The organism is Roseovarius sp. (assembly GCF_030373445.1).
Taxonomy (GTDB): Bacteria; Pseudomonadota; Alphaproteobacteria; order Rhodobacterales; family Rhodobacteraceae; genus Roseovarius.
The window spans coordinates 292,333-318,646 of record NZ_JAUCYU010000003.1 but is presented as its reverse complement, the minus strand read 5'-3'; the positions used below and the strand labels follow the sequence as shown (position 1 = coordinate 318,646).

Annotated in this window: 24 protein-coding genes; 16 read left to right on the top strand and 8 right to left on the bottom strand. The window is 67.2% G+C overall.

Features of this window, described 5'->3' with window-relative positions; genetic code table 11:
* Nucleotides 1-177 precede the first annotated feature (177 nt).
* From QUV18_RS07815 to QUV18_RS07805, 3 genes are read right to left on the bottom strand one after another with little or no spacing between them, the layout of a single operon-like run.
* Nucleotides 178-606, bottom strand: coding sequence for a diol dehydratase small subunit (locus QUV18_RS07815; protein ID WP_300893064.1), 429 nt, complete (start codon nucleotides 604-606; stop codon nucleotides 178-180).
* Nucleotides 596-2,878, bottom strand: a complete 2,283-nt coding sequence (locus QUV18_RS07810) for a propanediol/glycerol family dehydratase large subunit (RefSeq protein WP_300893063.1) — start codon at nucleotides 2,876-2,878, stop codon at nucleotides 596-598. Before QUV18_RS07810 ends, QUV18_RS07815 begins: the two co-directional genes overlap by 11 nt.
* Before the next feature lie 35 nt (nucleotides 2,879-2,913).
* Nucleotides 2,914-3,672 carry a DeoR/GlpR family DNA-binding transcription regulator gene (locus tag QUV18_RS07805; protein ID WP_300893062.1) on the bottom strand — a complete coding sequence of 253 codons (759 nt, stop codon included), beginning with the start codon at nucleotides 3,670-3,672 and terminating at the stop codon, nucleotides 2,914-2,916.
* Nucleotides 3,673-3,816: 144 nt separating this feature from the next.
* Here QUV18_RS07805 and QUV18_RS07800 point away from each other — a divergent pair, with 144 nt between their 5' ends.
* From QUV18_RS07800 to QUV18_RS07735, 14 genes are all read left to right on the top strand, one after another.
* Complete coding sequence (locus tag QUV18_RS07800) at nucleotides 3,817-5,097, top strand: aminotransferase class III-fold pyridoxal phosphate-dependent enzyme (RefSeq protein ID WP_300893060.1); 1,281 nt, start codon at nucleotides 3,817-3,819, stop codon at nucleotides 5,095-5,097.
* Complete coding sequence (locus QUV18_RS07795; protein ID WP_300893058.1) at nucleotides 5,094-6,632, top strand: aldehyde dehydrogenase family protein; 1,539 nt, start codon at nucleotides 5,094-5,096, stop codon at nucleotides 6,630-6,632. The genes QUV18_RS07800 and QUV18_RS07795 overlap by 4 nt, the downstream gene beginning before the upstream one ends.
* The gene (locus tag QUV18_RS07790; protein WP_300893056.1) at nucleotides 6,629-7,240 is read left to right on the top strand and encodes a BMC domain-containing protein; all 612 of its coding nucleotides are present in this window, start codon (nucleotides 6,629-6,631) and stop codon (nucleotides 7,238-7,240) included. The genes QUV18_RS07795 and QUV18_RS07790 overlap by 4 nt, the downstream gene beginning before the upstream one ends.
* The gene (locus QUV18_RS07785; protein ID WP_300893055.1) at nucleotides 7,240-7,674 is read left to right on the top strand and encodes a hypothetical protein; all 435 of its coding nucleotides are present in this window, start codon (nucleotides 7,240-7,242) and stop codon (nucleotides 7,672-7,674) included. Before QUV18_RS07790 ends, QUV18_RS07785 begins: the two co-directional genes overlap by 1 nt.
* Nucleotides 7,671-7,913, top strand: a complete 243-nt coding sequence (locus tag QUV18_RS07780) for a EutN/CcmL family microcompartment protein (RefSeq protein ID WP_300893053.1) — start codon at nucleotides 7,671-7,673, stop codon at nucleotides 7,911-7,913. Before QUV18_RS07785 ends, QUV18_RS07780 begins: the two co-directional genes overlap by 4 nt.
* Nucleotides 7,914-7,938: 25 nt before the next feature.
* The gene (locus QUV18_RS07775) at nucleotides 7,939-8,226 is read left to right on the top strand and encodes a BMC domain-containing protein (RefSeq protein ID WP_152491589.1); all 288 of its coding nucleotides are present in this window, start codon (nucleotides 7,939-7,941) and stop codon (nucleotides 8,224-8,226) included.
* A 31-nt stretch (nucleotides 8,227-8,257) separates the two neighbouring features.
* Nucleotides 8,258-8,887 carry a hypothetical protein gene (locus QUV18_RS07770; protein WP_300893050.1) on the top strand — a complete coding sequence of 210 codons (630 nt, stop codon included), beginning with the start codon at nucleotides 8,258-8,260 and terminating at the stop codon, nucleotides 8,885-8,887.
* Nucleotides 8,888-8,930: 43 nt separating this feature from the next.
* A complete protein-coding gene (locus QUV18_RS07765) occupies nucleotides 8,931-10,073 on the top strand; it encodes a PotD/PotF family extracellular solute-binding protein (protein WP_300893048.1) in 1,143 nt (380 codons plus the stop codon).
* A gap of 68 nt (nucleotides 10,074-10,141) precedes the next feature.
* The gene (locus QUV18_RS07760; RefSeq protein WP_300893047.1) at nucleotides 10,142-11,215 is read left to right on the top strand and encodes an ABC transporter ATP-binding protein; all 1,074 of its coding nucleotides are present in this window, start codon (nucleotides 10,142-10,144) and stop codon (nucleotides 11,213-11,215) included.
* Complete coding sequence (locus tag QUV18_RS07755; RefSeq protein WP_300893046.1) at nucleotides 11,212-12,066, top strand: ABC transporter permease; 855 nt, start codon at nucleotides 11,212-11,214, stop codon at nucleotides 12,064-12,066. The genes QUV18_RS07760 and QUV18_RS07755 overlap by 4 nt, the downstream gene beginning before the upstream one ends.
* Nucleotides 12,066-12,878 (top strand): ABC transporter permease, encoded by an 813-nt coding sequence (locus QUV18_RS07750; RefSeq protein WP_300893045.1) that lies wholly within the window; start codon nucleotides 12,066-12,068, stop codon nucleotides 12,876-12,878. The genes QUV18_RS07755 and QUV18_RS07750 overlap by 1 nt, the downstream gene beginning before the upstream one ends.
* A 32-nt stretch (nucleotides 12,879-12,910) precedes the next feature.
* Nucleotides 12,911-13,681, top strand: coding sequence for a 3-oxoacyl-ACP reductase FabG (gene fabG, locus QUV18_RS07745; protein WP_300893044.1), 771 nt, complete (start codon nucleotides 12,911-12,913; stop codon nucleotides 13,679-13,681).
* Nucleotides 13,682-13,709: 28 nt separating this feature from the next.
* The gene (locus tag QUV18_RS07740) at nucleotides 13,710-14,717 is read left to right on the top strand and encodes a phosphotransferase (RefSeq protein WP_300893043.1); all 1,008 of its coding nucleotides are present in this window, start codon (nucleotides 13,710-13,712) and stop codon (nucleotides 14,715-14,717) included.
* A gap of 21 nt (nucleotides 14,718-14,738) precedes the next feature.
* Nucleotides 14,739-15,416 (top strand): isochorismatase family cysteine hydrolase, encoded by a 678-nt coding sequence (locus QUV18_RS07735; protein ID WP_300893041.1) that lies wholly within the window; start codon nucleotides 14,739-14,741, stop codon nucleotides 15,414-15,416.
* A gap of 5 nt (nucleotides 15,417-15,421) precedes the next feature.
* Here QUV18_RS07735 and QUV18_RS07730 read toward each other — a convergent pair whose 3' ends face one another.
* The 5 genes from QUV18_RS07730 to QUV18_RS07710 are packed head-to-tail and all read right to left on the bottom strand — an operon-like array spanning nucleotide 15,422 to nucleotide 24,152.
* Entirely contained in the window at nucleotides 15,422-16,552 is a 1,131-nt protein-coding gene (locus tag QUV18_RS07730) for a hypothetical protein (protein ID WP_300893040.1), read from the bottom strand.
* Complete coding sequence (locus QUV18_RS07725; RefSeq protein WP_300893039.1) at nucleotides 16,539-21,521, bottom strand: hypothetical protein; 4,983 nt, start codon at nucleotides 21,519-21,521, stop codon at nucleotides 16,539-16,541. The genes QUV18_RS07730 and QUV18_RS07725 overlap by 14 nt, the downstream gene beginning before the upstream one ends.
* Nucleotide 21,522: 1 nt before the next feature.
* Complete coding sequence (locus QUV18_RS07720) at nucleotides 21,523-22,548, bottom strand: hypothetical protein (protein ID WP_300893038.1); 1,026 nt, start codon at nucleotides 22,546-22,548, stop codon at nucleotides 21,523-21,525.
* Nucleotides 22,549-22,599: 51 nt separating this feature from the next.
* A complete protein-coding gene (locus QUV18_RS07715) occupies nucleotides 22,600-23,631 on the bottom strand; it encodes a hypothetical protein (RefSeq protein WP_300893037.1) in 1,032 nt (343 codons plus the stop codon).
* Between the two features lie 47 nt (nucleotides 23,632-23,678).
* Nucleotides 23,679-24,152, bottom strand: a complete 474-nt coding sequence (locus tag QUV18_RS07710; RefSeq protein WP_300893036.1) for a hypothetical protein — start codon at nucleotides 24,150-24,152, stop codon at nucleotides 23,679-23,681.
* Nucleotides 24,153-24,431: 279 nt separating this feature from the next.
* Between QUV18_RS07710 and QUV18_RS07705 the strand changes: the two genes are divergently transcribed.
* Together QUV18_RS07705 and QUV18_RS07700 are read left to right on the top strand one after the other, a co-directional pair.
* On the top strand, nucleotides 24,432-25,229 hold the full coding sequence (locus QUV18_RS07705) for an SDR family oxidoreductase (RefSeq protein WP_300893035.1): 798 nt from the start codon (nucleotides 24,432-24,434) through the stop codon (nucleotides 25,227-25,229).
* Between the two features lie 148 nt (nucleotides 25,230-25,377).
* On the top strand, nucleotides 25,378-26,310 hold the full coding sequence (locus tag QUV18_RS07700) for a 3-keto-5-aminohexanoate cleavage protein (RefSeq protein ID WP_300893034.1): 933 nt from the start codon (nucleotides 25,378-25,380) through the stop codon (nucleotides 26,308-26,310).
* Nucleotides 26,311-26,314: the final 4 nt, after the last annotated feature.

Genomic DNA, 26,314 nt, shown 5'->3' with positions numbered 1-26,314 from the left:
TCACCCTGCGCCACCCCGTTGCGCCACCCCCCACATCTCGCGTGTTGCGCGCGGGGCGATACATCAACCCCCGCCGTCACAGACCCCGGAACCGACGCGATACCGACGAAATACCGACGTGATACCGACGTTGAAACCCCTTCGAAACAACGCCGTTAACCAACGAATCGCCGCCCCTCAATACCGCGTCCGGAACAGCCCCCGTTTCTCGTAGACCTCCGCCGCCTCCTCCACGAGCCCGGCCAGCGCCTCCGCCCCGTACTCCTCCCGAAGCCCCTGCGCCGCCTGCAAAAGCGCGTCTTTCGACGGCGCCCGCCCCGGCCGCAGCAGCTCGTACACCTCCATCACCACCGCCTGCGGCACCTTCGTCATCTCCGCCGCCCGCTCGAAATTCCGCCCCAGCGCCGCACGCCCGGCATCCCGCGCGATCTCCGCCTGTCGTCGCAGCGCCTCCGCCGTGATCCGCAGGTCCTCCATCTGCAATTCACCGCTCAGAACCGCCTCGATGGTCAGCGCATCCAGCGCCTTGCCACGATGGCCCGTCACCCGCTCGGGGCAGGTCTCGGCCAGCGGATAATCCTTCACGCTTAGTGGTTTATCCCCCATCGGCCCCCTCCGCGAAATGGATCTCCAACGCCTCGGGCGAGGCGTTGTTCTCGCACATCTTCGTCTCGATCGCATAGGTCAGCGCGACCCGCGCATGAAACCTTGCCCCCAGCGCCTCGCCCTGCGTGGGCACCACCACCGGCGCCGGCATATCGCCCTTCGCATAGCCCGCCGCGTTCTCCCCCAGCGCCCGGTAATGCGCCAGCGTCGTCACCGGCGCGTTCGAGAAAAGCTCGAGGTTGTTATGCGGCAGCCGGTCCTTCTGGTGGATCACCGCCGTCCCCTTCGACTGGATGCCGATCCCGATCCCCGACCCCGACAGCCTTGCCGCGCTCAGCCCCAGGAAGGACGTATCCGCCGTATGCCGGATGCGCAGCACCCGCATCCGCCCGCCACCGGCCTCGATCCCGTCCCTCAACGCCCGCAACACCGCGCTCAACGGATGCCCGGCCAGCGTCCGGAAAATCTTCGTGCCAAAACCGGGGCTTACGCCCACCACCACCTCGCCCGGATCGGCGCCGCGCTCCGCCGGCCCCATCGTCCGATACTCCACCGCGCGCGCCTCTCCGGCCTCGCTCGCCGCCTCCCGCCGCAGCACCTCCTCGCGGTCCAGCACGTTGCGGATCGCCGCCAGCTCCGCCCGCCGCGCCTCGCTCACGCGATAGCCTGTGCCGGGGCCGGTATAGTCGTTCGGATCGTTGATCGCGCTGATCACGTGCCCGTCGCGGATGATCGCCGAGGTCTGCAAATAATCCCCCGACACCCGCAGTTTCACGAGGAAAAGCAGGTTCTCCGCCTCCTCCCGGAACCCGCCACCATACAGCGAGCGGATCACGTCGATCACCGTGATCCCCCGGCTGCTGATCCGGTCGCTGATCACCGCCACGTCGCGCGGCGCAAAGCTTTCCGTGTCGTTCGACCCCGAGGCCACCGCCACCGAGCGTTTCATCACCTCCGTCGGCTCCGCCAGCCCCAGGTCCTTCAGCACGTGGCTCAGCGCATCCACCGCCCGCCGCCGCAGGCCAAGCGCGCTGGCATCCTCGATCGGGGTCAGCCCGCCATCCGCCTCGAAATCCCGTTGCAGAACAAGGAATTCCTCCAGCTCCTCGCCGTTGAAAGAGGACGGGTTGAACGAGTTGTCGTATTTCAGAATGCTCCCGAACCCCGAACAGATCAGGTCCGACCCCCCGATCAGGAAGGGCAGCACCTTCGCCGCCACCCGCATCTCCGATTCCGAGTGCCGCGCGTCGTTGCCCGAGGCGCATTCAAGGTCCAGCCACACCGCCAGCAGGTTCTCCGCCCAGATCTCCCGCACCCCGCCGGGAATGGACGACGCCAGCGGCGCCCCGTCGATCCCGCCGTTCTGCGTTCCTTGAGAGCCCATGCCGCGCTGCAGGCACAGGCACCGCGCCTCGAGATACAGAAGCGATTTCGCCTCGTGATACCCCATCAGCAGCTCCGACGCCGCCCCCGAGGTACAGCGCATCTTGATCCCCCGCGACGCATAGGCCGCGGCCAGCCACGCCTTCGACCACGGCGTATCGTCCCCGTCGACAAAGGCGCTTTCCGTGCCATAAACCGACACCGTCTCGGCATAGGAGGTGAACCCCGCCATGCCGATCTCCAGCTCCTCGGCCTCCTCGCTCGAGCACTGGAACAGCGTCCCCGCCCGCCCGACGACCGAGCCCACGCAACAGGCCAGCGCGTTCGACCACGAGTTCCGCGCCACCCGCATCGTCGTCTCGATCTCGTCGAACCCCAGCGCCACGGCAACCGCCGCATCCGCCGCCAGTTGCAGCGGATCATCCTTCGCATTGGTCACATGCGCCTGGTTTCCCGGCGTTTTCCGCGCCCGCATCTTGGAATAGGCGAAGGCGATTTCCATCGCGTTAAGCTGCGCCACCGCCTCGGCCAGCTTCGCCGGCGTCAGCCCGCGCGCCAGCCGCACCAGCTCCTCCCGCGGCACGTTCATGTCCACCAGCATCCGCGCCAGCCGCTCCGACGGAATGGCCATCGCCTCCTCCGCCACGTCCATGTCGAGGTGATGGGCGGCAATGAAGGCATCGATCATGTCGAACTCGGCCGCCGGGATTCCGTCCATCGACGCGACCCGCCCGTTCCCGACCGTCAGGCCGGGCTTGGGGTCGGCGGCCCCGGCAAAGGCGGAAAACCCGTTCTCCGGGTCCTCCACCGCGAACTGGTCATGCCGCAGCGGGCGCGCATCCCAGTCGTCGAACCGTTTCCATCGGTTGGCGTCGTAGCTGTTGCTCATCGTCCGCGGCACCTCCCTGTGCCTTAAGAAATCGTTCAGCCGGCGATTATATCTGCCTCGGCCTGACGGATCGCATCCCACAGCGGCGGCGGCGGCCGCTCGTCGGTGATCAGCGTCACGCCGGGCTGCCAGTCGATGATCCGCTGAAGCGACCGATGCCCGAACTTCGACGCATCGGCCAGGATCAGCGCCTCGTCGGCCGCCTCGATCATTGCAGAGTAGACCTGACCGGCATGCAGCAGCGCCTCGCTCATCCCTTCCTCGTCGACGCCCGAGGCGCCGGTCACCGCCAGCGGCGTGCGGAACTGCTTAATGCACTTGATCGTCTCGGCGCCGTAAACCAGCCCCTCGCGCGGCTCGACCACGCCGGGCAGCGACATCACCTGGATCAGCGGGTTCACCGAAAGCTCGGTCGCGATGCTGAAGGCCGGGGTCAGTACCGTCAGCTGCCGGTCGATCCCCCGCAACGCCCGCGCGAAATGCAGCGTCGTCGCCCCGCCGCCGATGAACAGGCTCCCGGCATCGCCCACCCGCTCCAGCGCGCGCTGGGCGATCTGCTCACGCGCCTTGACGTGAAGCTGCAGCCGCTCGGCCAGCGCCGGCTCGAAGGTCTTGGTGCGCACGGCGCCGCCATAGGTCCGCTTGATCCGCCCGGTCTCGTCCAACTCGCTCAGGTCGCGCCGCACCGTTTCGCTCGACACGCCCAGCTCGTCGGCCATCTCCGCCACCCGGATCGAGGGGTTCACCTCGAGGATGCTGAGAATCTGGTCATGTCTTTGTGTTTTCTTAGACATTTCGCGGTCGTGCGCCCTGTTGATCATGGGCAATATACGGGAGTTGCCTCAAAAATCTAAGATAAAATGACCGAAGTCGGTCAAAAAATGTTGTGACACGTTAATTTCCTGCTAATCTCCGGGTGATCTGCAAAGGGGAATCGCGTGTTCAACTACGGTTACTTCTCCTTCGACTCGAAGGAAGATCTCCTGGAAAAGGCCGCGGAATACTGGAATCCCGGCAAGGTCAGCTTCTGGACGGAGGCCGGCACGCCGATGGTCATCGACCGTCGCGAGGGGTATTTCCTCTACGACATGTCCGGTAAGCGCCTGATCGACCTGCACCTCAACGGCGGCACCTACAATTTCGGCCACCGCCACCCGGAACTGGTCGAGGTGCTGAAATCCGGGCTCGATTATTTCGACATGGGCAACCACTGGTTCCCCTCCGTCGCCCGCGCGGCCTTTGCCGAGAAACTGGTCAATACCGCGCCCCACATGAAATACGCGATCTTCGGGTCGGGCGGCGCCGAGGCCGTGGAAATTGCCCTGAAAACAGCACGTTACGCCACCAAGCGGCGCAAGATCGTGTCCATCATCAAGGGCTATCACGGCCATTCCGGCCTCTCCGTCGCCACCGGCGACGAACGCTTCTCCAAGATATTCCTCTCCGACAAGCCCGACGAGTTCCTGCAGGTCCCCTTCAACGACATCGACGCGCTCGAACAGGTGCTCAAGAACCGCGACGTCGCCGGCTTCATCGTCGAAACCATCCCCGCCACCTACGGCTTTCCCATGCCCGATGACGGCTACCTCAAGGCCTGCCAGGATCTCTGCCGCAAGTACGGCACCAAGTTCATCGCCGACGAGGTCCAGACCGGCCTGATGCGCACCGGCGTCATGTGGGGCTGGCAGGGCTACGGCGTCACCCCCGACATGTTCGTCTGCGGCAAGGGGCTGGGCGGCGGCATCTACCCGATCAGCGCCTGCCTCACGACCGAGGAATGCGGCCAGTGGCTGGTCGAGGACGGCGCGGCCCATATCAGCACCTCCGGCGGTGCCGAACTCGGCTGCCTCGTCGGCCATCACGTGATGGAGATGCTGCAACGCCCCGAGGTCGTCTCGAACGTCCATTTCGTCGCCGAGTTCTTCTCGCAGGCCATGGCCGAGATGATGGAACGCCACAGCGACATCTTCGTCGGCGTCCGCCAGCGCGGCGTGGTGCTGGGGCTGGAATTCGACCACCCCGAGGGCGCCGTCGCCGTCTCCCGCGCGCTTTATGAAAACGGCGTCTGGGCGATCTTCTCCTCGCTCGACAAGCGGGTGCTGCAATTCAAGCCCGGCGTCGTGCTCGACGTCGACACCTGCCAGGAAATCATGGACCGGTTCGACGCCGCCATGCCCCGCGCCCGGCAACTTCTCAAGACCATGAGGCGCGCGGCATGACCGAACACGCGACGTTTGACGCCCCCCGCCTCGCGGTCCCCGACAGGGAGCTCTCCCGCGCCCGCATGAAAGTGGGCCGCGCCGCCTGGGCCGCCCGCTACTACAAGGATTTCAGCCGCGAGGCCGTGATGGCCATCGCCGAGGCGGTCGCGAAAGCCGGCCACGACAAGGCCGCGCAATTCGCCGACGAGGCCGTGTCGGAAACCGGCTTCGGCGTGGTCGAACACAAGACCATCAAGAACAAGCTCTGCACCCACGAGCTGCTCGACTACTACCGCGACCTCGACCTCGTCACCCCCCGCGTGAACGAGGCCGCCAAGATCATCGAGCTGCCCAAACCGGCGGGCGTGGTCTTCGCGCTGGCCCCTGCCACCAACCCGGTCGCCACCGTGTATTACAAGGCGATGCTGGCCATCCTCAGCCGCAACGCCATCGTCCTCAGCCCGCACCCGGCGGCCAGGAAAGTCTCCGCCGCCGCCGCCCAACACCTCGCACAGGCGGCCGAAGCGGCGGGCGCCCCCGCGGGCCTCATCCAGTGCGTCGAGGATCCCTCGATCCCGCTGGTGCAGGACATCATGAGTTCCGACCGCATCAACGTCATCCTCGCCACCGGCGGCACCGCCATGGTCCGCGCGGCCTATTCCTCGGGCAACCCGGCGATGGGCGTGGGGCCGGGCAACGCGGTCGCCTATATCGACCCCTCCGCCAAGGTCGACGCCGCCGCCCGCTGCCTCGTCGAAAGCAAGGCGTTCGACAACTCGGTGCTCTGCACCAACGAAAGCGTGGCGCTGACGCTCGAGTCCAACCGCGGCAACATGGAACGCGCCCTGCGCTCGGCGGGTGCCCATGTCTGCAACGAGGCCGACACCGACCGCCTGCGCGAGTATCTCTTTACCGACAAGGGCTTCAACCTCGAGGCCATCGGCAAAAGCGCCACCTGGATCGCCGAACGCGCGGGCCTGCGCGTCAATCCCTCGACCAAGGTTCTGGTGCCCGTCGTCGCCACCCCGGGGCAGGATGACCTCCTATTCCGCGAGAAACTCTGCCCGGTGCTGACCCTGACCGCGGCCACCGATTTCCAGCAGGCGCTGACCTTCGCCAAGCACACCGCGAAGCGCGGGGCAGGGCACTCCGCCGCCTTCCATGGCGAGGACAACGACCGCCTCGTCGCCTTTTCCCAGGGCGTCCCGGTCTACCGCGTCGTGGTCAATGCACCCTGTTCGCAAGGCGCCGCGGGCTTCGCCACCCACCTGCCGCCCTCCTTCACCATTGGCACCGGCTTCGCCGGCCGCTCCTCCATCGGCGAGAATCTCGGGCCCCAGCACCTCGTGCAATGGACCCGCATCGCCTACGCTAGGGATCTGCCCGCCAACCTCGCCGGCGTCGACCTCTCGGCCGTCTCCTCCGGCCGCGCGGCCCCCAAGCCCGCCGCCCCGCCGCCCGAACCGGCCCAATCCTCCGGCGATGTCAGCCGCGACGAACTCCGCCGCCTGATCCTCGAAGAACTCCGCAGCCTGAAGGGGGGCGAGGCATGACCGAACTTCGCGCCTCGATCTTCATCGACCAGCTTCAGCCGCAGACGCTGGCCTACATCTCCACCTGGATGCGCGGCACCCTGCCGCGCCTGCGCATGGCCGCCCAGATTGTCGAGATCGCACCGGGACTGGATGTGGAAGCCCTGACCGACACCGTGCTCAAAAGCGCCGATGTCCACGCGGGCCTCCTGGTGGTGGAACGCCAGTTCGGCACGCTGCAATTCCACTCCCGCTCCACCGCCGAGGTTCATTCCGGTGCCGCCGCCATCCTCGAGGCGCTGGGCAAGACCGCGAACGACGTGGCCCCGCCCAAGATCCTCGCCTCCAAGCTCGTCACCAATGTCGACGACCAGCACGCGTTCCTGATGAACCGCAACAAGCTGGGCTCGATGGTGCTGGGCGGCGACAGCATCTACCTGCTCGAATGCCAGTCCGCGGCCTATGCCATCCTCGCCTGCAACGAGGCCGAGAAGGAAGCCGACGTCAAGCTCATCGACATGCGGATGATCGGCGCCAACGGCCGGCTCTACATGGCCGGAACCGAGGCCGACGTGCGCAACGCCAGAAACGCGGCCGAAGGCGCGTTACGTGATGCAGGAGCGTCGTGATGTCAGCCCTCCGGGACGAGATCCGCGCCATCCTGCGCGAGGAAATCGCTGCGCTGCGCGCCGAGGCGGGGCAGGGCGCGCCGGCCACGGAACAGGTGCGCATCACCTCGGGCGCCGACCTGACGCGCTTTGCTCAAGACCTGCTGCAACGCGCCTCCGAGCCGGGCTTCGCCGACCGGGTGGCGCGGGGCGAACTGGTCTTCGAATTGACCACGCCCGCGCCGACACCATCGGCACCCTCCATGCCATTGGTCACCGGCCCGGCCCGCAAAGCCCCGGACCGGCTCGAGAAATCGCTGATCACCGAGCGCGACATCAATGCGCTCGCCCCCTCCGCCCGCAGCCTGCGCATCGGGCCGGCCAGTCGGCTCACCCCGCTGGCGCGGGACGAGGCGCGCCGCCGCGGCATCCGGATCGAAAGGGATAAGACATGATACTAGGCCGTGTCACAGGAAAGGTCTGGTCGACCCGCCGCGTGCCCTCGCTGCCGCGCGGGGCGCTGCTCGAGGTCGAGACCGACGGCGGCGGCAAGCTGATCGCCTTCGATCCGCTGGGCTGCGACACGGGCGAAACCGTGCTGGTCACCCAAGGATCGGTCGCCGCCGGCTACTTCCAGGGCCAGACCGTGCCCGTGGACGCGCTGATCATCGGCTCCATCGACGAAACGAAGTAACAGTCAACCATGAAGGAACACACCCATGGCTAATCTCGCAATCGGAATGATCGAAACCAAAGGCTACGTGCCCGCGCTTTCCGCGGCCGACGCCATGGTCAAGGCCGCGAACGTCGAAATCGTCGCCCGCAACGAAGTCGGCGGCGGTCTCGTCTCCGTCGTCGTCAAGGGCGACGTGGGCGCCGTCAAGGCCGCGACCGAAGCCGGCGCCGAAGCCGCAAGCCAGGTCGGCGAAGTCACCGCGGTCCACGTCATCCCGCGCCCGCATGCCGATCTCGGCAAGCATTTCTCGGCCGCGGCCGTCTCCAAGTAACCGCACCACCGCAGGGGGACCGGACCGGATCATGACAGAGCTTCGCGTATATCTTCCGATCGAAGATCTGCAGCCGCAATTCGCGGCCTATCTCTCCTCCCCCCTGCGGGCGCGGGCCTACCCGCCGTTCCGCGGCCAGAACTCGCTGATCATCGAGGTCGCCCCGGCGCTCAGCATCCACCGCATCGCCGACCTCGCGCTCAAGGAAGCGCCCGACATGGAGCCGGGCATCCTCTTCACCGAGCGCCAGTTCGGCCTGCTGGAGCTGCACGCCGACGACATGAAGGACCTCGACGCCGCCGGCAAGGCGATCCTCAAGGGCATCGGCGCCAAGGCCAGCGACCAGCTCGCGCCGAAGATCCTCTACCACGACATCATCGAGGATCTCTCCGACCAGCACGCGATCATCCTCAACCGTTCGCGCGACGGATCGATCCTCGTGCCGGGCGTGGCGCTCCTGATCTACGAGATGACGCCGGCGCTTTTCGCCTGCGTCGCCGCCAACGAGGCCGAGAAGGCCGCGCCCGGGGCGGTGATCAACGATGTTCAAATGATGGGCGCCACGGGGCGAATCTTCATGTCCGGCACCGTTGAGGACATGCAAACGGCTAGAGACAAGATCACCCAGACGCTAGAAAAAATAAAAGGCCGCCCCGCCTGAACGGGGCGCAACAACCAAACCAACCAACCGGAGGTAACTGAAAATGACCAACAGATTTTCCAGAAGACAATTCGTCGGCCGCTCCGCCGCCCTTGCAGGCCTCGCCGCCGCGGGCCCGCTGAGCCCCGCCTTCGCGGCCCGCAGCGACCGCATGAACATCCTGTGCTGGGAAGGCTACAACTCCGACGAGGTGCTCGGCCCGTTCCGCGAGGCGCACCCCGATGCCACCGTCCGCGCCGAAAGCGGCACCTCCGACCCGGACATGATCAACAAGCTCCGCGCCGGGGAAACCTCGGTCTGGGACCTGATCAACGTCAACCAGCCCTGGGCGCGCGACCGGCTCTATCCCGAGGGGCTGATCAAGCCGCTCGATAAGGACCGCTTCATGCCGTATTTCGACAAGATGCTGCCGTCCTTCAAGAACCCGCCCTACGAGCTGTCCTTCGCCGACGATGGCGAGCTGATCGGCATGCCCCAGCGCTATGGCCCGTTCAGCTTCGTGGTCAACACCGATGTCATTAGCCAGGAAACCGCCGAAGACCAGGGCTGGAACCTGTTCCTCGACCCGGACATGCAGGGTCGCTACGGCGTTCTGACCTACGACAACTGGAACGTCATGCACATGTGCCTGACCGCCGGCCTCAACCCGTTCGAGCCGATCGAGGGCGAGGATGTCGAGAAGTTCCGCGAAACCGCCAAGACGATCTTCGGCGGCGCCAAGCTGATGACCGACGACCTGGTGGCGATGAACACCGCCCTGATCAACGGCGAGATCGACGCCTACTTCACCGGCGGCACCTACACCGCGTCCCCGGCGCGCTACGACGGCGCCACCAACGTGCGCGGCATCACGCCCCGCTCGGGCCCGGTCGACGGCAAGGGCGGCGTGGTCTGGATCGAGCTGACCTCGCTGGTCAACAACCCGGATCCCAGCGACCTGGCGCAGGAATTCCTCGAATTCGTGCAGCAGCCGGAAATCTCCAAGGCCGTCGCCTTCACCGAGGGCACCTACAACCCGGTCAGCCAGATGGGCGACGAGGCGGTCATGTCCCTCTTCGACGAGGAAGAGCTGGACGCGATCCAGATGGACACCCTCGCCGAGGAGATGGAGCGCTCGCTCGACTACCAGGTCGTCGCTTCCTACGACACGCTGATCGACATCTACACCGAAGAACGTCGGTCGTGATCCGGCGGGTCCCGGCGCCACTGGTGCCGGGGCCATCCGCCAGAATTTCCAGTTTCCAAGGGTAGAGCATGGATTCCTCGCCATTCCTGCGCCTGCGTGGCGTCGTGAAATCATTCGGAACGTTTACCGCACTCGACCGTATCGACCTCGATATCAACGAGGGCGAATTCTTCACGATCGTCGGCCCCTCGGGCAGCGGCAAGTCGACCCTGATCCGCCTGCTGGTGGGCATGGACGACCTGACCGACGGCGAAATCCGCCTGCGCGACAAGCGCATCGACGACACCCCGGCCAACCTGCGGCCGACCTGCATGGTGTTCCAGTCGCTGGCGCTCTTCCCGCACATGACCGTGGGCCAGAACATCGAGTTCCCGCTCAAGCTCCGCAAGGAGGCGCCCGACCGCCGCAAGGCCCGCGCGCTCGAACTGCTCGACCTCCTGCGCCTCCCGCAAAGCTACTACGACAAGCGCATCTCGCAATGCTCCGGCGGAGAGAAACAGCGCGTGGCGCTGGCCCGTGCGCTGGCCTTCGACCCCGAGATCCTGTTCTTCGACGAACCCCTCTCGGCGCTCGACTACCGCCTGCGCAAGACGCTCGAGAAAGAACTGAAAGACCTGCACGCCCGCACCGGCAAGACCTTCGTCTACATCACCCACTCGCTGGAAGAGGCGATGGTCATGTCCGACCGCATCGCCATCATGAAGGAAGGCCGGATCGAACAGATCTCAGAGGCCGACGAGATCTACGGCGCCCCGGTCAGCCGCTTCGTGGCCGAGTTCATGGGCGAGGTGAACCTCTTCGGCGTGACCACCGGCGGCGACGGCACAGTCACCAGCGACGTGCTCACAGTCCGGCCCGGCGCCACGCTGGCCAAGGCGCCGGCGGGCGCACGCGGCCTGCTGATGGTCCGCCCCGAATACGTCCGCTTCGCCGATGACGGCGACAGCTACGACTTCACCCTCAGTGGAACCCTGCACGGCGAATACGCGCTGGGTTCCCGCATCCAGTACGAGATCGAAACCGCCGCCGGCATGGTCACCGTCGAGAAGCTGCGCGAGGACCGCCGCGCCGTCGCCGAGGGCGAACAGCTCACCGTCGGCTTCAACGCCCGCAACACCCATTTCATCGACGAGGCCGCATGAAGACCCTCGACCGCAGACTGGGGCTCCTGTCGGCCCTGCCGGTGACCCTGCTGATGGTGCTGGCCTTCCTCGCGCCGCTGGTCGTGGTGGCGATCTTCTCTATCATGCCGCCCAAGGTCTTCTCGCTGGCCAACACGCCCGATTTCTCGGCCTACGCGGTGTTCTTCAAGCAGGGCTACTACAAGTCGCTCCTGTGGTCGCTCGGCATGGCGCTGGCCTCCACCGTGATCCTGCTGGTGGTCTGCTGGCCGCTCGCCTACGCCATGGCCAAGATCTTCAAGCGCTTCACGCTGGTCCTGACCATCGCCATCGTCATGAGCCTGTTCGTCTCGGAAAACATCCGCCTTTTCGGCTGGGTGCTCACGCTGATGAAAGGCGGGCTGATCGAGGGGCATTTCCGCGCGCTCACCGGCATCGGTTTCGACAGCCCGCTCTACGGCGTGCCGATTATCGTCTTCGGGCTGGTCTACGTCTACCTGCCCTTCATGCTGTTCCCGCTGGCACAGGGCATCTCCATGGTCCCCGATGACACGAGGCAAGCCGCCTACGACCTGGGCGCGACCCGCTGGCAGGTGCTCTGGCAGATCGAGATCCCGCTCGCCGCGCCCGGCATCGTCGTCGGTTCCCTGCTCAGCTTCGTGCTCGCGGCGGGGGCGCTGGCGGAGTCGAAAATCCTCGGCGGTCAGGCGGTCATCGCCATCGCCGACGACATCGAAACCGCCTTCACCTTCGGCCAGAACTGGCCGCTCGGCTCGGCGCTCTCGATGATCCTCATCGTCATCATCGGCACGCTGGCGCTGTTCGGCGTCTCCAAGGTCGACCTCGACGCCATCATGGGAAGGAAACGCTGATGAACGCCAGCCGCCTGACCCGCACCGTCCTGTTCATCTACGGCATCGCGATGATCGCCTTCCTCTACCTGCCGCTGGTGTCGGTGGGCTTCGCCTCGGTCTCGCAATCGCGCTACCTCAGCTTCCCGATCAAGCGCTATTCCACCAAGTGGTACGGCGAGGCGCTGGAAAGCAGCACGGTCAGCGAGCTGCTCCTGACCTCGCTGTCGGTCGCGCTTCTCGTCACCGTGATCGCGCTGGTCTTCGCCTTCTTCGGCGCGCTGGCCTTCGCCCGCTACCAATGGCGCTTCCGGAACACCTTCCAGAAGCTGATCCTGCTGCCCATCTTCTTCCCGCAGACGGTTCTGGGGCTGGCGCTGCTGATGTGGTTCAACTCGCTGGGCATCATCCCCACGTGGAAGACCGCCGTCGTCGCCCACCTCATCTGGATCACGCCGATCGCCACGCTGATCGTCGCCATCCGCGCCTACAGCTTCGACCCCGCGCTCGAGGAAGCGGCCCGCGACATGGGCGCCGGCACCTTCACCGTCCTGCGCGAGATCACCCTGCCGCTGCTCATGCCCGGCATCGTCTCGGCCGGCCTCTTCGCCTTCCTGCTCAGCTGGGGCAACTTCCCGCTGTCGCTCTTCACCACCGGGGCCGACTCGACCCTGCCGGAATGGCTCTATGCCAAGATGGTCTCGGGCTACTCGCCGCTGGTGCCCACGCTTGGCATCATGTCGGTCGTCGGCTCCTTCCTGCTCATCCTCTTCGCGGTCGCGGTGGTCTGGCTGATGCGGGCAAACAAAGAGGCCAGGACGGCACAGGACTGAAACAAGAGAAGAACCAACACGGAGGAAAAACCATGCTTACGTCACTCAAGGGCAAAAGCGTCATCGTCACCGGCGGCTCCAAGGGCATCGGCCGCGGCATCGCCACGGTGTTCGCGCGCCAGGGCGCGAAGGTCACCCTCGCCGCCCGGAACGAGGCCGACCTGAAGAAGGCGGCAAGCGAGATCGAGGGCGACGTGCGCTACGAGGTCTGCGACGTCTCCGACTGGGACTCGGTGAAAAAGATGATCGACAGCACCGCCGAGGCCCAGGGCGGCCTGCACGTGCTCTGCGCCAATGCCGGCGCCTTCCCCCAGACCAAGATGGTCGACATGGACCCCTCCGAATGGGACCAAGTGATGGCCACCAACCTGCGCTCCTCCTTCCTCTGCGTGAAGGCGGCGATCCCGCATTTCGAGAAGGCCGGCAAGGGCCGCGTCGTCATCACCTCCTCGATCACCGGGCCGCACACGGGCTTCCCCGGCTGGTCGCATTACGGCGCTTCCAAGTCGGGCCAGCTCGGTTTCATCAAGACCGCCGCGATGGAACTGTCGCGCTACAACACCACGATCAACGCCGTCATGCCGGGCAACATCTATACCGAAGGGCTTCAGGACCTCGGGCAGGACTACCTCGACACCATGGCCGCCTCGATCCCGCTCAAACGGCTGGGCGACGTGGAAGACATCGGCAACGCCGCCCTGTTCTTCGCCTCGGACGAGGCCGCCTACATCACCGGACAGCAGATCGTCATTGACGGCGGCCAGATCCTGCCTGAATCCCTCGAGGCGATGGAAGAAATCTGACCACCACGACAGCCGAAGGAGGATCGCGATGTCAGGATCGGACATGCCGCTGGAGGAATTGCTGCGCCATCTCGAAAAACTGGCGCAGGAGTCGCTGCCGCTGTGGGACGTCCCCGAGGGCGCCACGGCCCGGCTGATCAACGTCTCCGAGAACGCGACCTACCTCGTGGAAGCGCCGGGCGGCTACAAGTTCGTCCTGCGCATCCACCGCGAGAACTACCACTCCCACCGCGCCATCGAATGCGAACTGGCCTGGCTCGAGGCACTCGACCGTGACGGCGTGGTCACGACGCCCGGCTATTACGTCGGCAAGAACGGCGACCCCATCCAGCAGGGCCGCACCGAGGGGCTGGCCGACCCACGCTACATGGTGCTCTTCCATTTCGTCGAAGGCTCCGAACCGGATGAAAGCGGCGACATGACCGACGGGTTCGAGGAGCTGGGCACGATCGCCGCGCGCTGCCATGACCACGTGCTGAACTGGCAGAAGCCCGACGGGTTCGAACGCCTGACATGGGATGCCGCCGCCGTCTTCGGGCCCAACGCCACCTGGGGCGACTGGCGCGACGCGCCAGAGGTCACGCCCGAGGTGGCCGAGGTGCTCGAAAAGGTGCAAAAGACCATCTGCGACCGGCTCGACGCCTTCGGCAAGGCCCCCGACCGCTTCAACCTTATCCATGCCGACATGCGCCTCGCCAACCTTCTGGTCGATGCCAACGGCACCCGACTGATCGACTTCGACGATTGCGGCTGGGGCTGGTTCCTCTACGACTTCGCCGCCGCCATCAGCTTCATCGAGGATGATCCCCGCATCCCCGCCATGCGCGACGCCTGGGTGCGCGGCTACCGCTCCGTCCGCCCAATGAGCGAGGCGGAAGAGGCCGAGATCGACACCTTCATCATGCTCCGCCGCATGGCCCTCCTGGCCTGGATCGGCAGCCATATCGAGGCGCCCGAACCCCAGGAACTGGCCCCCGGCTTCGCCGCCACCACCGCGCGGCTGGGCCAGGCCTACATGGACAAGATCGGCGCGTAACCAACCGGGAAAGGGCCGGAAATGAGCGACTGGAACTGGAAAACCGCCTTCCGCAGCTTCTACTACGAAACCGCCGAGGAACCGGATGACATCACCCTCGACCCGGCCAGCACCGCGCTCCTCGTGATCGACATCCAGAACACCTATCTGGAGCCGCCCGAGGACGACGCCGAGGCCCGCCGCTGGCAGCCCTTCTTCGACCGGATGAACGACATTGTCATCCCCAACAACGCGCGGCTCATCGGCTGGGCGCGCAAGGAAGGGCTCGAGGTCATGTTTGCCCGCATCGCCTGCCAGACACAGGACGGCCGCGACCGCTCGCTCAGCCAGAAGAAGCCGGGCTTCAACTACCTCCTCCTGCCCAAGGACCGCGAGGACAGCCAGCTCGTCGATGCCCTCGCGCCCCAGGGCGACGAGATCGTCGTCACCAAGACCACCGACAGCGCGCTCACCGGCACCAACCTGCGGCTGATGCTGCACAATATCGGCATCCGCCACGTTATCGTCGCCGGCATCTTCACCGACCAGTGCGTCAGTTCCACCGTCCGCTCGCTGGCCGACGAAAGCTTCGAGGTGCTGGTGGTCCACGACGCCTGCGCCGCCGCCACCGACGACCTGCACGAACGCGAGCTCGAGATCATCAACATGATCTACTGCCACGTCGTGGCGATGGACGATCTTCCCGGCTTCCTCGCCTGACGCGGCTACTCGACCGTCGCCCGGATGACCACCTCGCCCGTGGCGCCTGCCGGCAGGGCGGCATCGGCCAGGCTGACCCGGCACTGCCCCCCGCCACAGCCTTGCCCGGCCGCCGGCATCGTCAGGCCGAACCCAGGCCCCCCGGATGCGAACCCCTCCATCCTTGCCGCCCGAAAGACGAGATTGTCGTCCAGCTCGTCCGACAGCGTCAGGTCATCCGCCGTGCCGCCGCCGGTATTCGTCACCCGGATCCGGTACTCGATGCACGCTCCGGGAACGGCGACCTCCGACCCGCCCGCGGCGGACGATCCGAAATCGCCACAGGCCTGCGGCGTCTCCGAGATCACCTCCTGCGTCTTGGTGGCCTCCAGGTTGGCAGCCATCGCCACGCAGAAATCGATATCCGACAGGGCAATCGCCTGCGCCTGCGGGTTGGGGGAGGGGGCATAGAGACCGTTCGTGTATTCCACCCGCACCGACGTCACCGGTGCGCCGAACCGCACCATCACGTTGCCCGCGTCCGACCCCGCCTCCGCATTCTCGCCGTAGCCCACCACCTGGTTCGCGGCCAGCGGCGCGCCCAGGTACACCGTCGCCCGCGACGAGGTGTTCTGCCCCGCCGGCACATGTGGCGAGCGCAGCGTGGGCGTCACCGTACCCCCATCCTCGGCGACGCCGGTGACGGTCACACCGTCGCGATAGCCCCTTTGGAAGACCAGGTAGGGCAGGAAATCCACGTCGAAGATATCGAAGGACAGCCCGTCCACCGGCACGGCGAAGTCGAACGTCACGGTCACCGACTGGTTGTTGCTGCCGAAATCGGCCTGCACCGCCAGCGTCTCCTGCCCGCCGCCCCGGCCGCCGGTATACTCGGAACTGACCGCCGGATACCCGCTTTCCAGCCGGTTGGTCGACCCGGTGACGCTGACCTGTACCGGCTCGGTCGGCCCGTCGCCCGTCGCATCCACCCGGCCCGCCTCCACAGTGCCCGACAGGCTCCCCCGTTTCCAACCCGCGCCCGACCAGTCCACCCGCAGCGCCTCGCCCCCAGCGCCACAGGCCTGCGCCAGCGCCCCGGCGGGCAGGGCGAGCGCCGCCACCAGGACCAGCCCCTGCACCGCCTCAGAAAATCTCATTGAAATTCTCCTGGTCGATCTTGAACCGGAACTGCACGAACGCCCCCTCGTTGGTGTATCCGTTCTCGCTGAAATCCTCGTCGCGGAAGCCGGTGAAGTTGTAGCCGATCGACAGCCAGCCATTCTTGAACGGCGTCAGCCCCACCGAAACCCCGGCCGAGAAGTCGCTGGTCTCGCTCTCCGCCGACCACAGCGCCGCGCCATGCAGGCCGATATCGAACTTCTCGGTCAGGTCATGCCGGTACTCGCCACCGACCAACATCAAGAAATCCGTCACCGTCTCGCCGTCGAAGGACTGCTCGATATATTTCAGCCCATGCCGCGCGGTCACCTCGTTCCGCTCGTCAAGCTCCTCGGTGTAAAGCAGCGAATTGACCACCCGCGTCTCGTCGACGATCTCGTCGCGCTCGCGGATCACCTCGAACTGCTCCAGCACCACGATCGGCCGGTCGTCCGGCCGCCAAGCCGAGCTGAACCGCACCTCGTGATCCAGCTCGTGCGTGCCGTCCTCCCGCACCGCGCGGTAGAAATTCGCATAGGCCCCGATCGACAGGTTCGCGGTCAGCGGCGTCGTCGCCCGCGCCTGAAGGCGGAAATGGTCGTTCTCGTCGGTATAGCCCAGTTCTGTATCGACCGAGGCCTTCCATGCCTCCGTCACCCGCTCGAACCCGGCGCGATAGACCACGAACCCCTCCGACAGGCGCGGGTTGGTCAGCCCGGCCCGCTGCAACGGCCCGCTATCCTCGAGGTTGCCGGCCAGCGAATCCTGCGCCTCGACGCCGAGATAGGCGGTGGCATATTCGCTCATGTCCAGATCCTGCCGGAGGCCCAGATGCCCCACCGTCTGCGCGTTCCTACGGGTCATGGCGTTGACCAGCCCGCCCGTCAGTACCGCGCCCTCCCAGACCTCGTAATCGGCGCCCGCGGCAAGGATATCCACCCGGAAATCCCGCCCCAGCGCCACCTCGTTCGTGCCCCACAGCGAAAGCCTGTCCGTCACGTCGTAATGCAGCGTCAGCGTGCCCCGGTCCGCCTCGGCCAGCCCGCCTTCCTCCCACAGGCTCACCTCCTGTCCCACCGCCATCTGGAACCGTCCGTCCTCGCTCTCGTATGTCGCCCGGCCAATGGCTTTCAGCACCCGCCCGTCCGGACCATCCGGCGCGTTCCGCCGCTCGGCAAAGCGCAGCCCGATGCCACGCGTCCGCCGGTTCTCCTCCCGCAGCACCAGCCCCTCGGCCAGCGTCAGCGTCTCGCGCGTGTCGACATTGTGCTCGGTCCGCGCGCTCGCCTCGAAACGCAGGATATCGGTCCGGGTCTCGCCGTCCTCGTTCACCTCGCTGCGGTCGGCCAGCACCACGCTGGCGGTCAGCCCGGCGCTGTTGATCGTCTGCGGCCCCTCGACGATATTCTCGATCCCGAAGCCGGTGCTTTCCGTGCGGACATAGGCATCGACCACGCTTGCCCCGTCGTCATAGCGCAGCGTCACCTCGGCGGCATGGGCCTCGCGCCCGGCCTCCAGCACGTTCGACGCGTCCTGCTGCGACATCGCCACCTCGGCCCCGAAAGTCAGTGTATCGCTCACCCGGTACTCGGCATCGACCCCCACCAGCCGGCCCGCCCCATCGGTATCGGCAATGTCATCCTCGTGCACCAGCGTCAGCCCCGCCCGCAGCCGGTCGTTCACCCGCACGTCGTACCGCCCGCCCAAGATGAACCCGCTCCTCCGGTCGGTTTCGGTCTCGTAGGTCACGACGATGGTGTTGGGGTCCAGCTCCGGCGTGCGCGACAGGATCGGGGCGGAAAAGAAGATCCGCCCGTCCACGTAATCGATCGTGTAATCCGACCCTCGACGCAGCTCGACCCGGTTGATCACCCGCGACGGGTCGTTCCGGGCCGTGGTCTCGATCACGATGGTTTCCGAGTTCGGCAGGATATCCGACCGGCGCAGGTCGAACGGCCCCGACGTGCCGTCGGCGGCGAACCGGTCCTCGGCAAAGCCGAGGCTGGTCTCGGCGGCAAACAGCGTCAGCCGCTGCCGCTCGTCCTCGAAGATCGCCCGCCCGCCGGTCAGGCGTCGGGTATACTCGGCCAGCCGGTCACGCCCGACCCCGGTGTCGAAATCGCCGTACAGCAGGTCGACCCCCTCGCGCTCGAGGTGAAAGTACAGCGGGCTCCGGCTGCTGGCGGCATCGCCCTCGCGGCTCTCGTCGCCATAGACGATGTAGTCGCGGTCGGGATCCTCGGCGAAGAAATCCCGCTCGTCGGGGTCGATGGCGCTGTCATATCGCAGGGTCAGAAGCCAGTCGTCGCGCACCACCCCCTCGGCATAGATCGCCGCCCGCCCGTCGATGGCGACGTCGCCGAAGGACAGGATTCGCCGGTCGCCGGGGTCGGCCATGGCATCGGCCACCCGGTCCCCCGCCAGCGTCCCCTCGGCCAGCCCAACCACCGTCCAGGGCCGCTCTGCCGCCGAGATGCGCGCCGTCGCGGTGGGTCGCTCCTCGGCCCCCTCGATGGCGAACCGCGCCAGCCCCGACCGCCGGCTCGGCGCCAGCCGCATCCGGAAATACCCGTCGGCATCCACCGTCGCGGTCGTCCGCTGCATCGGCTCGGCCCCCTGCCGCGCGTCATGCATCCGCTCGTCGGCCGCAAAGGCGAAGGGGCGGGCGACCGACACCGTGACGATCGCGCCGGGATGCAGCGGCGTGCCCTCCGCATCCGTCGCCCGGAACACCACCCTCGGCCGGCTGCGCCCGTCCGTCGTCAGGTCCGACATCTCCTCCACCACCTCAAGCCCGGCGGGCGTGTCGGCAAAACGGATGCGCCGCGTCTCCTCCTTCACCACGTTGCCGTTCGCATCCTTCAGCACCAGCCGCAGCCGGTTTACCCCGCCTTTCAGCTCGGCCCCGCGCCAGATTTCCAGGAATGTCTCGCCATCCGCCCCGGCAATCGCCGGGCGCCGGTACAACTCCGGCACCGGCTCGCCGTTGAGGATCAGCTCCGTCCGCTGCCCCTTGCCCCGCACGATCGCCGCCGACAGGCTGCGCGTCGGCGGCAGGTGATTGTCCGGCGGAAAGGCGATCCCCACCCGCCGCGGTGCCGCATCCAGCCAGTCCGCGTCATAGGCCTCGATCCCCGGCGGCATGGCGATCTCGGGCTCCGGCGGCTCGGCGATCCCGGTCTCGCGGATGTAGAACCGCACGTTCCGCACGAACCCTTCCCGCGTCTCGACGAAGATCGATTCCGCCGACCCCGCCCGCCGCGTGTTGTTGCGGCACAGAACCGGCGCGTACCCGCGCGGCAGGGTCAGCGGATCGACCGCCAGCACATGCGTGCCCTGCACGATCCCCCGAAAGGTGAACCGCCCGCGCGCATCCGTTTCGGCAAACCGCCCGTTGGCCAACATCACCCGGATGCCCGAAAGATCCCGCTCCGCCCGGCGCGGCGGGCCACAGCCCACCTGCACATGGCCCAGCACGGCGCTCTCGTCCCGCTCGAAGGCCGGCACGATCTCCAGCCGGTGCGAGGCCGAGAGCGTGGCGAAATCCTCCCCCGCCGCGGTCGAGCGCGAGGTCAGGATGCCCCGGTCGGGCGCGGCGGCCGTGATCCGCGCAAGGTAAGTGACGCGCCGCCGCTCGCCCTGCAACAGCGTCAGGTCCTCGACCCGCAGTTCCCGCCCGTCCGCCGAGATGTCCAGCCGCCCCGGCGCCCGCTGCCCGTCGATCCGGAACGACCCCCGCACCAGGTTCAGCCCCTGCGGCAGACGGTCCTCCAGGTCGATCTCCGTGTCCCCCGGCACCGACGCGCCCACCGTCACCGTGAACCGCAGCGCCTCGCCCGCCTCGGCCTCGTCGGTCGAGCCTGTCCGCGAAAGATCCAGCATCGCCGCCCCGTCGAGCGGGATGTCATACAGCAGCGTCTGCCCCGGCGCGATGTCGAACGGCTCCAGGTAGGACGCCCCTGTCACCTGCGCCCCGGCGCTTACCGTGTTGCCGATCTGCTCTGGCGTCAGCCGGCTGGGCGCGACGTAGCCGTCCGGCGGCTCCAGAACGAACAGGTAGCGCCCGGGCTCCACATAGGGAAACCGGTAACCGCCCGGCGCAAAATCATAGCTCTGCCCCGAGGCGTCGCTGGGCCGCCCGCCGCTGGTCACGGTCGACGGGAAGGGCGAGACCAGGTCCTCGCCATAGACATCCGCCACCGCCCCGGTCTCGGCATTCACGATGGTGATCCGCGCCCCGTCCAGCGCCGTGCCGCTGCGGCTGTCGAACACCCGCCCGGTGGGCGAGACCGGCCCGACCGTGACACTGTTCTCGAACCGCCGCTCGGGAAACCGCTCGTTGGAGGAGCGCGCGATCAGCCTCGAGTTCGCGCGCGTCGCCAGCCGCCCGTCGGCCTGCCGGCCCAGGTCGGGGCAGGCGCACAGGCCCCCGGCAAAGATACCGGTGTCCGGGCCGGTCTCGTGGATCCGCAGCACCTCGGTATCGCCGCTCACCGAATCCTGCACCTCCAGCAGGGCGGTGTCGCGCCGGCCCGGGTCGCCGTTGACCAGCGGATCGTCAAGCACGAAGAACACCTGCTCGCCGGCGCGCACCCGGCCGGTCCTGGCCAGCCTGCTGCTGACCGGGTCTGCCGGCCCCGGCACGGCGGCATCCGGAACCGGCTGGAACGGGCCATCCGCCCGGGCGGTGGTGGAGTACTCCGGGGCCGCGATCTCCATCTCCACGGCACCGGCCTCGGCGGCCGAAACACGGTAGGCCGACAATTCCCCCGGCACGTCGGGCGCGACCACCACGATGGTGCTTACCGCCTCGATCGGGGGAATGCCGCCCGTGCCGAACTCGATCACCGCGCGGTTGGTGATCTCGCCCCCGGCCGGGGTCTGTTCAGGCGTCTGGGCCTGCGGGGCGCCCGCAAGCAACAGAAGGGCCGTCGCCGCTATCCGGAACGGTGCGTGGCATCTCGGCATGTCAATCCACGGTGGCGCGTATCCGCACGAAGGCCGAGCTGCCCGGCGCCAGCGTGGCCACCGCCCCGCTGATCATCGCCCCCTCGACGTCAAGCTCGTCGAACCCGTTGTTGACCGCGACGCTGTCGAAGGTCACCCCCTCGGGCAGGGTGTCGTTGAACTGCAGGAAGGTGGCCGGGCTGCTGGCCTCGGGCGCATTGCTCAGCGTGATCGTGTACTCGATGCAGGCGCCCGGGATGAACGCCTCGGCCTCCGGCTCGGGCGTGCCACCGGAACAGGAGAACTCGCCCGAGCGGTTCTCCGATACCACGACCACGTCCTTCGCCGCCGTCAGCTGCGGCGCCAGCACCTGGTAGCTCGTCTCGCTCAGCACGGTGCCGTCCTCGCCATCGTCGGCATAGACGATATCCACCGCGCCCAGCCCCTGTCCGCGCACGGCGCCCTGCGCCCCGCTGCCATTTGGCGTCAGCGGCGCGGCACTCACCTCGAACGAGGTCAGCGCGCCATCCCCGGCCGCGCGCGGGATGGTCGCCCGGATCACCACGATCCGCGACCCGTCCGGCGGGATCGGCCCGGTCGAGACCACGCCGCTCGGGTCATAGGCCACCGGCGTGCCGCCGGGCGCGTCCAGCAGGAACACCGAGTAGGTGCCCTCCTCGCCGCCACCGGCCGGATCGAGGCTCAGGCCAAGCTGGTCCGCCACCGCCGCGACATCGATGTTGAACGGCACCGCCGCGTTGCCGGTGTTGGTCAGGATCAGCCGGATCTCCTGCGCCGCCGCGCCCGGTTCGACATTCACCGTCCCGCCATCCTCGAGCGAGGCGAAGGTGAACGACAACCGCTGGTCCACCGTGAAGCTCGCCTCGGCGGCCTCCTCCTGCGTGATCGTGTCGCCGCCGGTGTCGTAGCTCAGCGTCATGCTGTTCGATACGATCTCGCCCGGCGGGGCACCGGCGGCAAGGGCGGGCTGGGCAAGGGCACTCAGGATCGCGGCCGCCGAAAGCAGAAAGCGGGTGTCGCGTGGCATGGGGTCCTCCGGCTGTTCTTCGGTCTGGTCGGCGGTTCAGTCAGGCGGGGTTCAGTTGACGGTTGCGCGGATGCGCACGCTCGCGGTCGCGCCGGGGGGCAGGGCGGCCAGCTCGGCCGTGACCGTGCCGCTGGCCTCGTTGACCGCGTCGAACCCGGTATTCGCGGCGATCCCGGCAAAGGTGATGCCCTCGGGCAACTCGTCTGTGATGGTCACGTTGACGGCGTCGGTGCTGGCCTCCTCGGCGTTGCTGACGCTGATCACGTATTCGACGCAGGCGCCCGGCACGGCGGCCTCGGCCCCGGCTTCGGCAGCGCCCCCGCCACAGTCGAAATCGCCCGACAGGTTCTCCGACACCACGGCGGCGGTCTTGTCGGCGCTCAGTTGCGGGGCCTGGATCACGTAGCTTTCGGTCGCCTGTTCCGTGCCGTCCTCGCCGGGATCGGTGAAGATCGTGTCGACGCCCTGAAGGCCCTGTCCGGTAACCTCGGTCGTGACGGTGTTGGTGCCGGCGTTGAGCGCCGTCGCGGTCACGTCGAACGTATCGGTCGCCGCATCGTCCACGTCGCCCGGCACATGCGCCACGATCTTGACGAAGCGCACAGCATCGGCCGGCAGGTCGCCGATCGTGGTGGTGCCGTCATGGTCATAGACCGCATCCTCCGCGGCCAGTTCCGACTCGGTGCCGACATAAACCGAGTAGGTCCCCGGCTCGCCACCCCCTGCGGGGTCGTGGGTCAGCCCGATATCCCCGGCGCTCGCCACGTCGATGTCATAGCCCGAACTGTCATTGCCCTCGTTCTCCAGCCGGAACACCATCACCTGCTCGTCGGCGCCCTGGTCGGCCAGCACGGTGCCGCCCGCATCCTGCCCCTGGAAGCTGAAGTCGACCTTCCGGTCGACCACGAACTCGACGCTGGCCGCATCGTCCTGGGTGATCGTCGTGCCGCCGCTCGAATAAGAGATGCTGACGGTGCTCGACACGCTGGTGCCGGGTTCGGTGCCGGCGGCCAGTGCGCCACCGGCGGTGAGGGAGAGAAGCGCCGCTGCGGCGAACGCTCTGGCGAGGTGAGTGAATGGCATGTTCGGTTCCTGGGCTCGTTTGCAGGCGGGCGCGGGGCCGGGCCGTATCAGCGGACGACGGCGTCGTATTCGACGGCCACCGAGCTTTCGGCGGCGATCTCTTCTATCTCGATGCGCATATGCGTAAGGTCGGTGGCCTGCGCCTGGCGCTCGGTGCCGCCCTCTTCGACGGACAGCTCCGAGAATGCCGCGAAACTCTCCCCGCCATCGGCCGAGAAGACCACGCCGATATCCATCCCCGCCGAGACCGACTCGGGGTCGATGGCAAGGCTTTCGTCCAGCGGCAGCGACAACCCGACAGACGTGGCAGGCTCCGGATCGGTATTCTCAAGTTCGATGCGGTAGATCAGCGGCTCGCCGGGCACGGCGGTCTCGACCGGCTGAAGCTCCCTGTCGCCCTCGGCGGTCTCCACTTCCCGGACCACCTCTATCGAAACGCTGGTTTCCGCCATTGCAGGCTGGATCGGCAGGGCAATCGCTGCGGCAAGCAGGAAGGCCGGTACTGGGCTGTACTGAACCACGTGTCCTCCATTTCTGTCGGGCACCGCCGGAGTGCGGCGAGTCATCGTTACTGTCTCATGCCTCTCATCCGAATGTGGAAGGAATATGGCAATCTGCAACTTCCGGCAGAAACATGCGCAGGCCGGCCCGCCCGAAAGAGTGCCGCAGTGCCGGCCGGAGAAGCGGGTTGATGCGCGGCCGGTCATCGATAAGCTGCACCGTCAGGGGCAAGGCGCCCCGCCGACAGATGGGGCAATAACCGTCACGGGGGCGACCCCTCGCAAGCACAGGAGACCACAGTGCCACCCCCCGCCACCATGACCCTTCCCGGCATCGCCGGCCAGCGCATCGTCGTCACCGCCGGGGCGGCGGGCATCGGCCTCTGCATCGCCCGGCAACTGAAGGCGCAAGGCGCGCGTCTCGTCATCTGCGATGTCGACGCGGCCGCGCTCGACCGGGCGAAATCGGAGCTGGGCGCCGAACTGGCCATCCCCGCCGACGTCTCCGACGAGTCGCAGATGGAAGATTTCTTCCGCCACGTCGCCGACACGCTCGGCGGGCTCGACGCGCTGGTCAACAACGCCGGCATCGCCGGCCCCACCGGCGGGGTCGAGGAGATCACCCCCGCCGACTGGCGCCGTTGCCTCGATGTCTGCCTGACGGGCCAGTTCCTCTGCGCCCATTTCGCCGTGCCCCTGCTCAGGCAGGCGGGCGGCGGGGCCATCGTCAACATGTCCTCCTCCGCCGGCCGCTTCGGCTATGCCTTCCGCACGCCCTATGCCTCGGCCAAGTGGGGCGTCATCGGCCTCACCCAAAGCCTCGCCAAGGAGCTCGGGCCGCATGACATCCGCGTCAACGCCATCCTGCCCGGCATCATCGAAGGGCCGCGCATGGAAAAGGTCATCGCCGACCGTGCCACGCAGAAAGGCGTGAGCCATGACGACATGAAGGCCGAGTACATATCGCGCATCTCGCTCCGCCGCATGACCCCGCCCGAGGACGTGGCCGATATCGTGGCTTTCCTGATTTCCGACGCCGGGCGGAACCTGTCGGGGCAATCCTTCCCCGTCGACGGCAACCTCGAGACCCTCGGATGACCATCCCCGCTGCATGCATGGCCATCGACCTCGATGCCGCCGCGCGGTATCCGGGATCATCCGCCCACCGCCGGGCGCGGCCCGAAAGGCGATTCACGGCGTTCGCGGCCCGCGGGGCCGGCGCCACAATGGATAGAGGAGACTGAACATGCCGACCCCCGACAAGGTCATCATCTCGTGCGCCATAACCGGCGCCATCCACACCCCCACCATGACCCCGCACCTGCCGATCACCCCCGACGAGATCGCCGAGTCCGCCATCGGCGCCGCCGAGGCCGGTGCCGCCATTCTCCACCTGCACGCCCGCGATCCCGAAACCGGCAGGCCCGACCAGTCGGTCGAGGCCTTCGCCGGCTTCCTGCCGCGCATCAAGCAGGCCACCGGTGCCGTGGTGAACATCACCACCGGCGGCTCGCCCTACATGAAGGTCGACGAACGCGCCGCCCCCGCCGCCTACTGGCAGCCCGAGGTCGCCTCGCTCAACATGGGCTCGATGAATTTCGGCTTCTTCCCGCTGCTGGCCAAGTACAAGGAATTCAAGCACGACTGGGAACGCGAATATCTCGAGAACTCCCGCGACCTCGTCTTCCGCAATTCCTTCAAGGATATCAAGTACGTGCTCGAAACCTGCTACGGCAACGGCACCCGGTTCGAGTTCGAATGCTACGACATCTCGCATCTCTACAACCTCGCCCATTTCGCCGATCGCGGGCTGGTGAAGCCGCCCTTCTTCATCCAGTCGGTCTTCGGCCTGCTCGGCGGCATCGGCACTCACCCCGAGGACGTGATGCACATGAAGCGCACCGCCGACCGGCTGTTCGGCGACGACTTCCGCTGGTCCGTCCTCGGCGCCGGCAAGGACCAGTTCCGCATCGCCACCCAGGCCGTCTCGATGGGCGGCAACATCCGGGTCGGGCTGGAAGACAGCATCTGGATCGAACGCGGCAAGCTGGCGGAAACCAATGCCCAGCAGGTCGAGAAGGCGCGCCGCCTGGTCGAGGGGCTCGGCCTTCAGGTCGCCACCCCCGACGAGGCGCGCGAGATGCTCGCGCTCAAGGGCGGCGACCGGGTGAATTTCTGAACCG